The organism is Enterococcus timonensis (assembly GCF_900104595.1).
GTDB lineage: Bacteria > Bacillota > Bacilli > Lactobacillales > Enterococcaceae > Enterococcus_J > Enterococcus_J timonensis.
Genome location: NZ_FNVY01000004.1, coordinates 768,513 through 783,127 on the forward strand (window position 1 = coordinate 768,513; position 14,615 = coordinate 783,127).

Below are 14,615 nucleotides of genomic sequence, written 5' to 3' on the forward strand. Positions count from 1 at the left end.
CACCATGAAAAAAACAGTTACAATTTCCCGCGTGGCTGAAGAAGCCGGTGTTTCTAAGACGACCATTTCCCGGTATTTAAATGGAAAATACGAAAATATGTCGCAAGAAACAAAAGAACGAATCGCCGCCACCATTGAACAACTCGATTATCATCCCAATCGGCAAGCGCAATCGTTGAAATCAAAAAGAAGTTATCTCATTGGCGTCGTCGTTGCAGATATTTCTAATATATATTCCTCATTTTTGTTGAAAGGAATCGGCGATGTCTTGAAACAAAGTGATTATCAAATGATTATTATCGATGCTGGAAATTCCATTGAACAAGAAAATAGATTACTCCGGAAGCTGTTAGATCAAGGGATTGAAGGAATTATTTTGCAACCTTCCTGTCCAAGGACGAGCCAGTATGATTTTTTGATTCAACAAAATATTCCTTTGATTTTAGTTGATCGAGAAACTGAGCCGAATCAATGGCCGGTGATTACTATGAACAATGTTGAGGCCACTTCAAAGATTACCAATTATATTTTAGAGAAAAATTATGAAAAAATAGCTGTGGTGACTGAACCTTTAGAGGACGTCTTAACGCGGCAAATTCGTTATCAAACGATTCGGGAAAATATACAGTCCAAAAATAAAAAAGTTCAGTTAATCGAAACTCGACTAGACTCCACTTTTAAAGAAAGTATTTTAGCCGCCATTAGTAGCGAAGAAAAAACAGCTTTATTTGCCTTAAACGGAAAAGTCTTGTTAGAACTGCTAAAAGTTTTATATGAAGAAAAAATAAAATTTCCAGAAGATGTCGGGATTGCCGGCTACGATGATTGGAATTTCGCCTCTTTAATTGGACCAGGTGTGACAAGCGTTGTCCAACAATCAGAAGAAATCGGAATAGTTGCCGGTGAAAAAATGCTGGGACTTCTCACCGAAAATCTACCAATAGAATCTGAGATGATTATTCCTGCTAAAATTCATTTGCGGAATTCACTTTAATTGAATAGACCTTAAACGTTAGATCTAGACACTAACTTTTAAGGTCTATTTTTTAGGTGTATAACAAAAAAATTAAAATCCCATCGCAGTTAACTTTCTGCGATGGGGTTTCGTGGTGTAAATTATTTTTATTGATAGTCTTAAAAAATCTTCACTTTTTTTCTGACTAAGAAACATCCTCTCGTTTTCTTGAAATAAGAAACGAAATTCCCAAAAATACCACCCCGTACGAGATCATAATCAACACGGAATTTAGTGGCACCAAGCCATTTTCGATATAGCCCACAGCCAACTCTCGGAAATGATAAGTCGGAGTCAACTTGGAAATCGTTTGTAACCAACCGGGAAATTGGTCTGTCGGAAACCATAAACCACCTAACATCGCCAATCCTAAAAATAAAATATTGGCAAAGACAGAAACTGTTTTTTCATCTTTAAAGTTGCTCAGAAGAGTCCCTAGACTTAGAAAAATCGTTGCCCCAAACAACAGCAACAAAGCAGAAATGATCCATTGTTGAGCAGTCATCTCAACTTTTCTCACTAGAAATCCCGTCAGAAAGACAAGTAAAATCGCTAAAATGAATAGGAGCAGCATTTTAATTATTTTGATCAAATAAATTTCAAATGTCTTGATTGGTAGTCGATTTAAAAGAGTCCGCCAGCCATTTTTCTTGTCCTGAATGATTTCAAAAGGAAAAGTAAAAATAGAAAAGCTAGTTAAACTGAACGTCGTCATTGATATGAGGTATTCTTTCATAAATAGTTTTTGGCTTTCTGGATCAGGTATATTAATCACCGCTGTAAAGATGAGATAAAAGGCCACTGGCATCGCGATACTCATAAGCAAATATTTTTTGTTGCGGGTGATTCGCAATAGTTCAACTTTCATCAAGCTCTTCATTGCCAACGCCCCCTTTCTCATTAAAAATCGTATCTAACAAGGATGTATTGGTCAGCTCAATTTTTTCTAAAGGAAAATCGATTGCTAACAGTTCTTCAAGAATTCTACTTGCCTCTTCAGCTTGAAAGTGCCATTTCGTTAATTCATTCGTTTCCACCACGCGAATTTGATTTGCGGAAATTATTTTTTGGACTTTTTCTTTGTATGGCGAATAGTTATCCGACTCAATCCAAAGTATCTTCTCATGATCCAGCATTCGTAAGTGGTAAGGCGCGTCATCTGCAATCAGTTTCCCATCATCCAATAAAACCACCCGATCTGAACTATAATTCACTTCTTCAATATAATGTGTCGTAAAAACAATCGTAGTTTCATTTTTCATCAACTGTTGGATAATCTCCCAAAAGTGTTGCCGGGTGCTGGTATCCATGCCATTGGTCGGCTCATCCATAATCAGTAACTTAGGCTTATTGATGATCGATAAACAAAAATCAAGGAGCCGTTGTTGTCCACCAGATAATTTCGCGGCAAATTGATTTAATTGTTCAGGCGAAAACTTAAGAATATCATTTCTCTCTTCTTTTGATAAATGGTTCTGGCCATAGCTGGCTACAAGATGGATAAGTTCATCCACTTTTACATCTTCAGGAAAATTGGTCTTTTGCGGCAAAAAACCAATTTCATTTTTGGCAAAATTCATGGTCATGTTTCCGCTCGTTGGAAAATAATTTCCTAATATAATATTTAAAAGTGTACTTTTTCCGGCACCGTTTTTCCCCAATAAAGCAACACATTCATTTTCATTAATCGATAAATCAATACCGTGCAACGCAACATTATTGGAAAATTCCTTTTTTATTTTCTCAGAAACAATCACCGGCTTCATAAGATTCCCTCCTCTATCCAAACGATTTGCAGAAAAATCCTTACTTTAAGTATACAAGAGGTCAGAAATTTTTAGTAACTAAACGGGTTCTGGTTGTACAATGTGAATATGTATTATAATTTAGTGCAAAATCTTTATCAGTAGATATCAAATTTTTTTCATATTCTGATTAAATATTGCCATCTCTTCATCGCTCTGTTTGATAATCAATTTTAAAAACTGGCAAGAAAAAATTCACTAACATTAGCTTTGAAAATGCCAGTAAGTTAACAGCGCTAGCAAGTATTGAAATTGATAATCAACCTGAGTCTAGCGAGAGCTAGGCTTTTTTATTTATGCAAAAAAATCTGAGGTCAGATATTTTGCATTGCCCTGGCCTTGGCATATGCGTCCTCCTCAGACTTTTCAATACTACAATCATAACATCTTTTTTTGTGCCAAAATCCTATTTTTATGAATTAAACGTCTTGACAGTACGTCTTGGGCGTGCTACTATATTTTTGTCAGGAGGTATGTGCACATGCCAATGACAGTACGCGAAGCTGAACGACTTTTGATTTCCATAGGTTTTATTGAGGTGAAAGGTGGCAAAGGATCTCATCGCAAGTTTGAAAAAGCTGGTGAACGTCCAATAACACTGACTAGTCACAATAAAGAGCTCTCCAAGGTTGTTGAAAAAACAGTCAAAGCAGCTTTAGGTAAAGCGAGAGGGAAATAAACTCCCTCTCCATTTTAGAAAGGGTGGTATACATGATTAAAATTTATCCAGCGGTTTTTGAAACTGATCCAGTCGGATTTGGTATTTATTTTCCTGATGTTGATGGGGCCGTAACACAAGGAAACGATCTCGCAGATGCTTTAGAAATGGCCTCAGATGCTTTGGGAATTCAGTTAGCTTGGAACATCGAAAATGGTATTCCACTTCCAACGGCATCACCGCTAAATGAAATTAAAATTAATCCTGAAAAACAATTTTCAAGCCTTATTTCTGTTAATCTATCTGACTATTTAAAAGAAACTAAACCTGATAAAAAAACCATTAAAGTCCCTCATTGGCTAAATATTCGAGCCGAAAAAGAAGGAATCAACTTTTCTAAAACAATGACAGAGGCTTTGATGGAGAAGTTAGGCGTCTAACCTACAATAAGTAAATCTCACTCAATTAATTTTGGATCTTTATCAAACCTGCATGAATTCGCAAGCTTATTTACCCTGAAATATTGCCAATGAGCATATAGATAAAAATTTGATTTTAGATGAAATAAAGCACACCTTTCTAAAGTTTACGGCTCAATGTTAAATCGGACTAATATAACTATCTAAAACAGCTGAGATAGAATTCATTTTCTGTCTCAGCTGTTTTTTAATGAGATTATTGGTCAAGAAAATTCGAGCGCGCATATTGGAAAAATTTCGATAACCATAGCCGACTCTTTTCAGAACTTTAAAGTGGGTGTAGATATTTTTAAGTTTTCCATTGGGATAAGATTTTTCTAAGGATAAAAGAATACCCGCCTTTTTTATCGTTTTTGCGTCAATTCCTTGGATTTATATATTTGTGTATTTTATTCTAAGAATCTTTTTAATATCATTTGATTCTGGTATACAGATTTTCCTCTTCAGAATGTGATTGTTGCGATTCTATTCTAACGGAAAATTTGTATGCTTTTTTTTTTTATAAAAATATGGATCGATAGAATTTTTATTCTATCGGTCCATATTTTTATAGAGCCCAAAAAATCTTCGCCCAAGCAAAACTGTGGGCGAAGATTTCCTTTTTTTATAAACTTTTCCGAACTATTTCCAACAAAACCGCGCTACTTCTTAGGTTCGTCATCATCCATTTTCAAAACGGCCATGAAGGCTTCTTGTGGGACTTCGACGGAACCGATTTGTTTCATGCGTTTTTTACCGGCTTTTTGTTTTTCTAATAATTTACGTTTACGAGAAACGTCACCGCCGTAACATTTGGCTAAGACATTTTTCCGTAATGCTTTAATATCAGAACGAGCAACAATTTTTTGCCCGATAGCCGCTTGAATTGGCACTTCAAATTGTTGACGAGGAATTAATTTTTTCAATTTCTCCACAATAACGCGACCGCGTTCATTAGCAAATTCTTTATGAACAATGAAACTTAAGGCATCGACGCGCTCGGCATTCAGTAAAATATCCATTTTCACCAGTTGGCTTACTCGGTACTCTGCCATTTCATAATCAAGTGACGCGTAACCTTTAGTGGATGATTTTAATTTGTCGAAGAAGTCATAGACAATTTCAGATAAGGGAATTTCATAAATCACATTGACGCGGTAATCGTCTAAGTAATCCATCGTGATGAAGTCCCCCCGTTTCCGTTGGGCCAGTTCCATGACAGCACCAACGTAATCGTTAGGTACCATAATCTGTGCTTTGACATACGGTTCTTCCACCGAAGTAATCGTCACAGGTTCTGGAAAATCAGCGGGATTGTCCACGACAACCATGCTGCCATCGGTTTTATTGACATGATAAATTACAGATGGTGCGGTGGTAATTAATTCTAAATTAAATTCTCGTTCCAAACGTTCTTGAACGACATCCATATGCAAAAGACCCAAAAATCCACAACGGAAACCAAAGCCTAATGCTTGAGAAGTTTCTGGTTCAAATTGTAATGCTGCATCGTTTAGTTGTAATTTTTCTAAAGCCTCACGTAATTCATTGTAACGAGAATTTTCAATGGGATACAATCCACAAAAGACCATCGGATTCATTTTCCGATAACCTGGCAGTGCTTCTTTGGCCGGATTATTGGCGAGTGTTACAGTATCACCAACGCGAGTGTCTTGAACAGTTTTAATAGCGGCAGTCATATAACCAACATCGCCCACCATTAAATAATCCCGTTGAACAGCTTTTGGAGAAAAGACGCCGACTTCAGTGACTTCAAATGTTTTACCATTTGACATCATCATAATCGTGTCACCAGGACGAACGATTCCTTCCATCACGCGAATATTTAACACCACGCCACGATATGAATCGTAAAGGGAATCAAAAATCAAAGCTTGCAATGGCGCATCGAGATCACCGGTTGGCGCTGGTACTAGTTCAACAATTTGTTCTAGAATTTCTTCAATACCAATACCCGCTTTGGCTGACGCTAAAACAGCATTGCTAGCATCAATGCCAATAATATCTTCAATTTCTTGACGAACTTTTTCCGGTTCAGCGGCTGGCAAGTCAATTTTATTAATGACGGGAATTATTTCCAAATCATTATCCAACGCTAAATAAACATTGGCTAATGTTTGGGCTTCGATCCCTTGGGCAGCATCTACCACTAGAATGGCCCCTTCACAGGCAGCAAGCGAACGAGACACTTCATAAGTGAAATCCACGTGTCCAGGAGTGTCAATCAAATGAAAAATATATTTTTGGCCATCTTTGGCATCATAGTGGAGCTCGACTGCGTTTAATTTAATCGTGATGCCCCGCTCCCGCTCTAAATCCATCGAGTCTAAGAGTTGTGCTTGCATATCGCGGGTCGCCACGGTATTGGTTTTTTCTAAAATACGGTCGGCTAATGTGGATTTCCCATGATCAATATGAGCAATAATTGAAAAATTACGAATCAGTTGTTGCCGTTTTTTTAAGTCTTCCATTATTTTTCCTACTTTCCAGTTATCAACCTCTATTATACCTTGGAAAAAACACAATGGGAAGAGTTTTTATAAGTCACGCGTTTTGCTGGCGTGGTATACTATTTTTAGTTCACCATTGTTTTACAAGAAAGGAAATAGAATGCGTAAAAATTTAGAAAAAATATTTTTTTTCACCGCTTTAGCGTTTGGACTTTTTGCTTTCGGGAAAAATATTTACAGTTTCTTTACCACACCGGCCACCAACACTTTAATGCGCCGGGAATACTTAACTTTAATGGTGGAAGTGCCGCTGGGTATTTTGTTATTGTGTCTCCCTTTGCTCTTACGCCATTATTTAAAAATCAAATTGCCTCGACCAATTAATTTATATTATTGGTTTTTCATTTGGCTGTCAGTCTTTTTAGGAACCGGCTTGCGTTTAATTATTCATATTCCATTTTGGGATAAAATTTTGCATACAGCGAGTCCGATTTTGCTGACGGCGATTGGTTATAGTATTTTAGCAGGATTACTAAAAAAAGTGGCAGTGAGCGACGTGAATCTCTGGACCTTTATTATTTTCGGTTTTGCTTTTGCTAGTATGTGCGGCATTTTTTGGGAGTTCTGGGAATTTTTCTGCGACACTTTTTTAAAAATGAACTTGCAGCGTTTTGAATCCTTCACGGGCACTCCTTATGTGGGACAAAAAGCTTTACTTGATACGATGGGCGATCTATTTACCAATATGCTAGGGGCGCTGTTGATGGTTGTTTATAGTTATTTTTCTGTTGGCAAAGATCCAAATTATTTCACATTTTTTAAAATTGAGAAAATGTAGCCAAACAAAAAAACGTTGCTCAAAAAGAAAATTCTTTTTGAACAACGTTTTTATTTTAATCTTTTTTGATCCGAATTGGTTCTAATTTATTACTTGTTGCCAAGTAGCCTGTGATGGCCACCATCGTTCCTAGCAAACCGACGCCAAAAAGCGAGATTAGGCTAATCATCAACATATTCATAGACATTGCCACCTTTCATATTAAGTATAGCATGGCTCCACTTTTTTCAAATGTTTAAAGCTTGTTCTTTATTTGAAGAATTATTGAAGATGATCTTCTTCAGGGACTGCTTCATTTTCAAAAACAATTTGCCCGGCCAAAATGGACACAATAATTTTAGTATGTGGAGCAATTGTGCCGGCGATAATTTCTTTGGCCAGTGGAGTTTCGATTTCTTTAGTTATGAACCGTTTCAAAGGTCGAGCGCCGTATGCGGGGTCATAAGCTTGTTCGGCAATCCAAGTTTTCGCTTCGTCGGAAATATCTAAATACAAATCTTGTTCTGCCAAACGTTTCGCCACTTGATGTACGAGTTTACCGACAATTTCTTTGACGTTGTCTAAACTTAATGGAGTAAATAAAATCGTGTCGTCAATTCGATTTAAAAATTCAGGTTTAAAATGTCCCTTGAGAACTTCCATCACTTGATCGGCCACCGCATCAGGAATTTGGCCGTCTTCAGTGATCCCATTTAATAACAAATCACTTCCGAGGTTACTAGTCATAATTAAGACGGTATTTTTAAAATCGATTACCCGCCCTTTACTATCGGTTAGGCGTCCATCATCTAAGACTTGCAGCAAAATATTAAAGACATCTGGATGAGCTTTTTCAATTTCATCCAATAAAACAATTGTGTATGGATTGCGACGAACAGCTTCAGTTAGCTGCCCACCTTCTTCGTAACCGACATAACCTGGAGGCGCACCGACTAGACGAGAAACGGAAAATTTTTCCATGTACTCGCTCATATCAATCCGCACCATATGATCTTCTGAAGCAAATAAATCTTCCGCCAACGCTTTAGCCAGTTCCGTTTTCCCGACACCCGTTGGTCCGAGAAATAAAAAGGAACCAAGTGGACGATTAGGATCTTGCAGGCCGGCTCTTGAACGTAAGACAGCATCCACCACTGCATCAACAGCTTCATCTTGACCAATGACTCGTTGATGTAAAGTCGCCCCTAAATGGAGTAATTTATCCCGTTCTCCTTGGACCAGACGAGTGACTGGGATGCCGGTCATTCTTCCCACAACGACGGCAATTTCATTTTCCGTCACTGATTCTTGAACCATTTTCAAATCATGATCGGAGCTGACTTTTTCTAATTCTTGCAATTCTTTTTCTAATTGAGGAATTGTTCCGTGGCGCAAAACAGCGGCTTTTTCTAAATCATATTTATTTTCAGCTTCGTCTAATTGATGACGGGCTTTTTCTATTTCAGCGCGTTTGGCCGAAACTTTTTCTACTTCGAGTTTTTCTGTTTCCCACTGCATTTTTTTCTGATTGGCTTCTTCTCGCAAATCAGCGAGTTCGACTTGTAAATCAGCCAAACGTTTTTTCGATGCGTCATCGGTTTCTTTTTTCAAAGCGGCTTCTTCGATTTCTAACTGCATTAGGCGCCGCGTGACTTGATCGAGTTCAGTGGGCATGGAATTCATTTCCACTTTAATTGTTGCGCAAGCTTCATCCACTAAATCAATCGCTTTATCAGGCAAATAGCGATCGGTAATGTAGCGGTCAGATAAAGTGGCGGCGGCCACTAAAGCATTGTCATGAATGTTGACCCCGTGATGAATTTCAAATCGTTCCGTTAGTCCCCGCAAAATAGAAATCGTGTCTTCAACAGTCGGTTCATCAATCACCACGCGTTGGAAACGGCGCTCCAATGCTTTGTCTTTTTCCATATATTGCCGATATTCATCTAACGTGGTGGCCCCAATCAAATGCAGCTCCCCACGAGCTAACATTGGTTTTAATAAATTTCCGGCATCCATCGAGCCTTCTGTTTTTCCGGCGCCAACGATATTATGAATTTCATCAATAAATAAAATAATTTGTCCGTCTGCTTTTTTTACTTCTTTTAAAACAGCCTTCAGTCGCTCTTCAAATTCGCCCCGGAATTTTGCACCAGCAATTAAAGCCCCCATATCTAGCGAAAAAATCGTTTTGCCTTTTAAATTGGTTGGGACGTCCCCTTTAACAATTCTTAAAGCTAATCCTTCAATAATGGCCGTTTTACCAACACCAGGTTCGCCTACAAGGAGCGGATTATTTTTGGTTTTCCGTGACAAAATACGAATTACATTGCGGATTTCCTCATCACGACCAATAATCGGATCTTGCTTGCTACTTTGAACTTGCTTAACGAGATCGACTCCATATTTTTCTAAAGCTTTATATTGTTCTTCAGGATTTTTACTGGTCACTTTTTCTCCTCCCCGCATTTTTTTGATATTTTTTTCGATAATTTTAGCACTTATTCCTTGTTTAGTTAAATAAGTTGTCAGCGGATGAAATTTCAACTGCATTAAGGCCAATAAAATAACCTCGGTAGCAATATATTCATCCCCCATTTGTTTTTTAATTTTCTCCGCTTCTTGTAGCAAATGAAATAAATTTTGGCTCAAATTTTGACCATAATTAACATTTGCGCCGGAAACTTTGGGTAATTCTTGTAATAATTGTTGAATTTTTTCTGCAAATTTTTTTACATCAAGTCCACAATCGGCATAAAAATTTCGGGCAAATTCATTCGGCTGTAAGAAAACAGACCATAAATGAACGATATCAATTTCTTGTTGCTGTCCTTCAATTGCCACATTTCTTGCCTGTCCTAATGCTTCTTGCAAAGCTTGAGTTAAACTTTCTGGATTCATCTAAATTCCTCCTTTAGCACTCTATACATTATACTGCTAACTTTATTTTACAGCAAAAAAAAGAAATGTTAAAAACGAGAATTGCTCTCTTTTTTAACATTTCTTTAGAATTTTTTTTAGGCGTTTTTTTCAATTTTAATTTCGGCGACTTGTTCTTGTAATTTATTTTTCCGTAAAAAACCGGCCACAACCATCCCTAACAAAAACGGGAGGACGTAATTTGCAAAGCGCAACAATAACAAGGAAGAAATCGCATCAACGCGACCGACTAATGGAATAAAGAGCCAAGTGAAAACAAATTCCAAGCCGCCAATTCCGGCTGGTGTCGGAATAACACCGGCCAAAAGTAAGGCAAATGACGTATAAAATAAACTGGTGAAAAATCCCAGTTCCGGATGCTCGGGCCGTAAGACTAGATAAGGGATGATTAACCAAAACGTCACCTTAAAGACATTAAAAATAATAAGTCTAAACAATAGCCGATAATCGGATAATAAATTTTTAAATAAGACCCGCAGCGCAAATAATTTTAGCGTTAAATCATCAAAGCGGTCGCGCCATTTTTTACTTTTCAATAACTTGTTGGCTACAATCACCGTAAAAATTTGCAAATGTAAACTAATTGCCAAGGCAAAAATGGCTACAATGATTAAAAGGTTCAACAAAAGACCCACTAATACTGTGTAAAATAGAGTCGGCGACTGATTAAAAAATTGACGGCCACTTACTATAAAACCAAGAAATGCCCAGCAAAAAAGCGCCACTTTATTAAAAATCATTCGTAAACTCACCAAACCGACGCTAGTTACAGTATCGATTTTTTTTTGGCGATAATACCAAGCTTCAGCAATCAATGTTCCGGCTCCGAAAGTCACCACCCGCATAAAAGCTGTGTAAGAAATGGCATTAAAACCATTTAAAACCGTCAATTGTTCTTGATTTTTATTTAATAATAAGACCACATTGTAGCCTTCTAAAAGGGAGTAAATTAACCCCGCCAAAATAGTCCCTGTCACCACGATCCAAGAAGTCGTCGCCAATTGCGCAAAAATGGCCCCCATGGAGTGGCGTAAAATATAAATAATGACCGCCAAAATTCCTAAGAGAACTAAGAGATTAAGGGCAAATTTTTTTTTTGAACTAGACATAATGCCCTCCTATTTTCTTAGCCAGAAAATCACGATAACTAAAGCAATCCAACCAACGACATCAACGATTGTAAAATAATATTTTCGCGTTTTGTGATGAAAAAGATGACGCGCTAAAAAACTACCTACTCCACCGGAGAAAAAAGCCAGCCACAGCAAAACTTTTTCTGGAATCCGGTAACGGTGGTGGACGGCTTTGTATTTATCTAATCCAAATAAACTAAAAGTCACCAGATTTTCCAAAATAAAAATCCCCCACCCAATTGTTACCAGTGTCATTTACTCATCCTCTTTTTATTTATCATCGACATTTTTTTCGACAATCCGAACAATTACATCAGTCGCTTTTTCCATGGATTCTACTGCGACAAATTCAAAACGTCCGTGCATATTTTCACCACCGGCAAAAATATTTGGCGTTGGAAGACCCATAAAGGAAATTTTCGAACCATCTGTACCACCGCGAACGGGTTCAATAATTGGTTGAATCTCCAAATCTTCCATGGCTTCTTTAGCCAATTGAACGATAGATAAATCTTTTTCAATAATTGTTCTCATATTATAATATTGATCTTTAATCTCTAGAAAAACTCGTTTTTCTGAAAATTGAGCGTTCATTTCATCAGCAATTTTTTCCATTAATTCTTTGCGGGCGGCAAATTTTTCATCGTCATGGTCGCGAATAATATAAGTCATTTTTGCTTCTTCCACATTTCCAGTCAGAGCTAATAAATGGAAAAATCCTTCGTAGCCAGTAGTTTTTTCTGGCACTTCGTCTTGTGGTAAAGCATTTTGAAAAGCAATCGCTAATTGCAAAGCGTTAATCATCGTGTCTTTCGCGGTTCCTGGGTGAACATTTTTTCCGGCAATCGACACCACAGCTTGAGCGGCAGAAAAAGTTTCGTATTGCAATTCTCCCACTGGACCACCATCCATCGTGTATGCAAAGTCGACATTAAATTCCGCCACGTCAAATTCATCAGCACCGGTGCCGATTTCTTCATCAGGACCAAAACCCACCCGAATTTCGCCATGTTTAACTTCAGGATGGGCAATCAAATAAGCCATAGCAGACATAATTTCGGCGATTCCAGATTTATCGTCAGCCCCTAGTAAAGTGGAGCCATCCGTCGTAATTAGTGTTTGGCCAGCATAATTTTTTAATTGCGGAAAATCAGTAATATTTAATTGATATTTACCAGCTTCATCTAATTGAATTGGTGAAATGCCGTCATAATTTTCGATAATTTTTGGTTGGACATTGTCAGCATTAAAATCAGCCGTATCCATATGGGCGATAAAACCAATTTTACGGACAGATTTTTCAATATTGGCCGGTAAGGTTGCAATCACGTAACCATTTTTTTCATTGTAAATAATATTGCTTAAGCCAATTTCTTTCATTTCATCGGCCAAAGTGTGGGCAAAAGCGACTTGTGTTTGTGTCGATGGTGTAGTGGTGCTCGTTTCATCGGAACGGGTTTCTGTTTGAACGTAACGCAAAAACCGTTCAGTAAGTTGAGGATATTTATTAGACATATTGTTGTTGCTCCTTTTTTAATAAATTTAATTTAAATAATCGTAAAGGGATTGGTGTTCACCTGAGATACAATAAATTCAACATCCCAATTTTCTTGAGTTTTCCAAGTGTTAAATAGATCAGCCAATTTTTCTTTACAAAAACTTTCAATATAATGCCCCGGATCAATCACTGGCATATGGTCGGCCAGCATATCATGTCCCGTATGGTAATACACATCGCCAGTAATGTAAACATCAGCGTTTTGTTTTAGCGCGTCATGATAAAATTTTTGTCCGCTACCACCACAAATGGCTACTTTTTCTACCATTTTTTGTGGATTTTCAGCAATTAAACGCAGATCTTTTACGTCGAACGTTTTTTTAACTTTTTTGGCAAAATTTTCTAACGTTACTGTTTGCTCTAGATGACCGACGCGACCGAGCCCAAATTCCTTTATAAAAGACGATTGGGCTAAGATTTTAATTTGCAAAGTCTGGAATAGCTCTTCTATCTCAGTTAAATCTGCTCGTGGAAAAATAATTTCCTGACGGCCTTCTTGCTGGTCAATAAAAATATTCAATCGATTCAAAGCTGTCAACAGTGATTCTGGCTTTTCCGGTAAGTCGAAATTCATTTTTCCATACGGGACTTCAGCAGTGGGGGCTAAAAAATTATCTACCGTCACTCCAAGTGCCTCGCAAAACCAATCGTTCAGGCCATTTTCCACAATATCTAAATTCGTGTGGGCCGCATAGACGGCAATATTGTGGCGAATTAAATCATTGTACATCTTTGTTTGCGGATTGTCGTCAGTTAGCCTTGAAACTGGCGAAAAAATCGGCGGGTGCTTGGCGACAATTAAATCAATCTTTTGAAAAATCGCCCCGCTAACTACTTCAGGACGAACATCTAAAGTAATTAAAACTTTTTTCACCGGCTTATCCAGGGTACCAATATGTAGTCCAACCGGATCGCCAACTTCCGCTAGTGACTGGGGACAAAACCGTTCGAAGCGAGCAATAAATTCTGTGCCAATCATTTGATCCACTCCTTTATCCATTGTATTTCTTGTTGAAAGCGAGCAATTTTACTTTCTTCTACAACTTGACCGGTTTTTAGTTGGGCTAAAATTTTTTCTTTCGTTTGCAAATTCCGCCGCCATTTTTTAATGAAAATTTCTGATTTTTCTTTTAGTAAGAGCGGACCGAAAAATATTTCGTTCTCTTTTAAAGGAGTGGCCGCTGGATTTTTCTTAGCCACCATCACTTCATAGATTTTGCCATTTTCTTCAGTAATATTTTCTTGAACTAACTCATATTTATGATCACTAAGCCAATGTCTAAGCAAATCCTGATTATTATTCGGTTGCAAAACTAAAGTCATCTCCGGACGCAGCTGGTTAATTCCCGCTTCTAAAATATCGGCAATTAATTTTCCCCCCATCCCACAAATAGTAATGGCCGTAATCGGATCTGCTGGAAAAATCGCCGCCAAGCCGTCAGCTAAACGCACCGAAATTTTTTCAGTCATCTGGGCTTTTTCGATTTCTTTTTTTGTAGCAGCAAATGGACCTGGCGCCACCTCACCACAAATTGCCCCGATAATTTGCTGATTGAGTAGTAAATGCACCGGCAAATAACCATGATCTGACCCAATATCAGCTAAAAAAGATTGTCTCGGCACAAGATCGGCCACCATTTGCAATCGTTTGGATAAATTTCTTTCATTCACACAAAACACCTCAACTTAAATTATAGCAAAAAAAAGAAGATTGTCGGCAATTTTTACCAACAATCTTTTTATTTTGACTAATAATTTTT

15 protein-coding genes are annotated in these 14,615 nt (G+C 37.7%); 4 read left to right on the forward strand and 11 right to left on the reverse strand.

Annotated features, from left to right (window positions below; genetic code table 11):
* Positions 1-4: 4 nt before the first annotated feature.
* Complete coding sequence (locus BQ5341_RS08380) at positions 5-994, forward strand: LacI family DNA-binding transcriptional regulator (protein ID WP_071131550.1); 990 nt, start codon at positions 5-7, stop codon at positions 992-994.
* A gap of 166 nt (positions 995-1,160) precedes the next feature.
* Here BQ5341_RS08380 and BQ5341_RS08385 read toward each other — a convergent pair whose 3' ends face one another.
* Together BQ5341_RS08385 and BQ5341_RS08390 are read right to left on the reverse strand one after the other, a co-directional pair.
* Complete coding sequence (locus BQ5341_RS08385; RefSeq protein WP_071131551.1) at positions 1,161-1,895, reverse strand: ABC transporter permease; 735 nt, start codon at positions 1,893-1,895, stop codon at positions 1,161-1,163.
* On the reverse strand, positions 1,873-2,781 hold the full coding sequence (locus BQ5341_RS08390) for an ABC transporter ATP-binding protein (RefSeq protein ID WP_071131552.1): 909 nt from the start codon (positions 2,779-2,781) through the stop codon (positions 1,873-1,875). Before BQ5341_RS08390 ends, BQ5341_RS08385 begins: the two co-directional genes overlap by 23 nt.
* A gap of 520 nt (positions 2,782-3,301) precedes the next feature.
* Between BQ5341_RS08390 and BQ5341_RS08395 the strand changes: the two genes are divergently transcribed.
* Positions 3,302-3,499 (forward strand): type II toxin-antitoxin system HicA family toxin, encoded by a 198-nt coding sequence (locus tag BQ5341_RS08395; RefSeq protein WP_071131553.1) that lies wholly within the window; start codon positions 3,302-3,304, stop codon positions 3,497-3,499.
* Positions 3,500-3,531: 32 nt separating this feature from the next.
* A complete protein-coding gene (locus tag BQ5341_RS08400) occupies positions 3,532-3,918 on the forward strand; it encodes a type II toxin-antitoxin system HicB family antitoxin (RefSeq protein ID WP_071131554.1) in 387 nt (128 codons plus the stop codon).
* Positions 3,919-4,077: 159 nt separating this feature from the next.
* Here the strand turns inward: BQ5341_RS08400 and BQ5341_RS10765 are convergent, their stop codons facing one another.
* Positions 4,078-4,329: a transposase gene (locus BQ5341_RS10765; protein ID WP_106396189.1), complete on the reverse strand. Its 252-nt coding sequence runs from the start codon at positions 4,327-4,329 to the stop codon at positions 4,078-4,080.
* Between the two features lie 269 nt (positions 4,330-4,598).
* Entirely contained in the window at positions 4,599-6,428 is a 1,830-nt protein-coding gene (gene lepA, locus BQ5341_RS08405; RefSeq protein WP_071131555.1) for a translation elongation factor 4, read from the reverse strand.
* A gap of 139 nt (positions 6,429-6,567) precedes the next feature.
* Between lepA and BQ5341_RS08410 the strand changes: the two genes are divergently transcribed.
* Entirely contained in the window at positions 6,568-7,245 is a 678-nt protein-coding gene (locus BQ5341_RS08410; protein ID WP_071131556.1) for a DUF2238 domain-containing protein, read from the forward strand.
* Positions 7,246-7,300: 55 nt separating this feature from the next.
* On the opposite strand, the gene BQ5341_RS10720 is transcribed toward BQ5341_RS08410, so the two are convergent.
* From BQ5341_RS10720 to BQ5341_RS08440, 7 genes are all read right to left on the reverse strand, one after another.
* Positions 7,301-7,426, reverse strand: coding sequence for a hypothetical protein (locus BQ5341_RS10720; protein ID WP_268873199.1), 126 nt, complete (start codon positions 7,424-7,426; stop codon positions 7,301-7,303).
* An 80-nt stretch (positions 7,427-7,506) separates the two neighbouring features.
* Entirely contained in the window at positions 7,507-10,125 is a 2,619-nt protein-coding gene (clpB, locus tag BQ5341_RS08415) for an ATP-dependent chaperone ClpB (protein WP_071131557.1), read from the reverse strand.
* A gap of 116 nt (positions 10,126-10,241) precedes the next feature.
* On the reverse strand, positions 10,242-11,273 hold the full coding sequence (locus tag BQ5341_RS08420) for a lysylphosphatidylglycerol synthase transmembrane domain-containing protein (RefSeq protein ID WP_071131558.1): 1,032 nt from the start codon (positions 11,271-11,273) through the stop codon (positions 10,242-10,244).
* A 9-nt stretch (positions 11,274-11,282) separates the two neighbouring features.
* Positions 11,283-11,552 carry a DUF1294 domain-containing protein gene (locus BQ5341_RS08425; RefSeq protein ID WP_071131559.1) on the reverse strand — a complete coding sequence of 90 codons (270 nt, stop codon included), beginning with the start codon at positions 11,550-11,552 and terminating at the stop codon, positions 11,283-11,285.
* Between the two features lie 15 nt (positions 11,553-11,567).
* On the reverse strand, positions 11,568-12,812 hold the full coding sequence (gene pepT / locus BQ5341_RS08430) for a peptidase T (protein ID WP_071131560.1): 1,245 nt from the start codon (positions 12,810-12,812) through the stop codon (positions 11,568-11,570).
* 32 nt (positions 12,813-12,844) lie between these two features.
* Positions 12,845-13,834, reverse strand: a complete 990-nt coding sequence (locus BQ5341_RS08435; RefSeq protein WP_071131561.1) for a Nif3-like dinuclear metal center hexameric protein — start codon at positions 13,832-13,834, stop codon at positions 12,845-12,847.
* Entirely contained in the window at positions 13,831-14,526 is a 696-nt protein-coding gene (locus tag BQ5341_RS08440) for a tRNA (adenine(22)-N(1))-methyltransferase (RefSeq protein ID WP_071131562.1), read from the reverse strand. Before BQ5341_RS08440 ends, BQ5341_RS08435 begins: the two co-directional genes overlap by 4 nt.
* Positions 14,527-14,615: the final 89 nt, after the last annotated feature.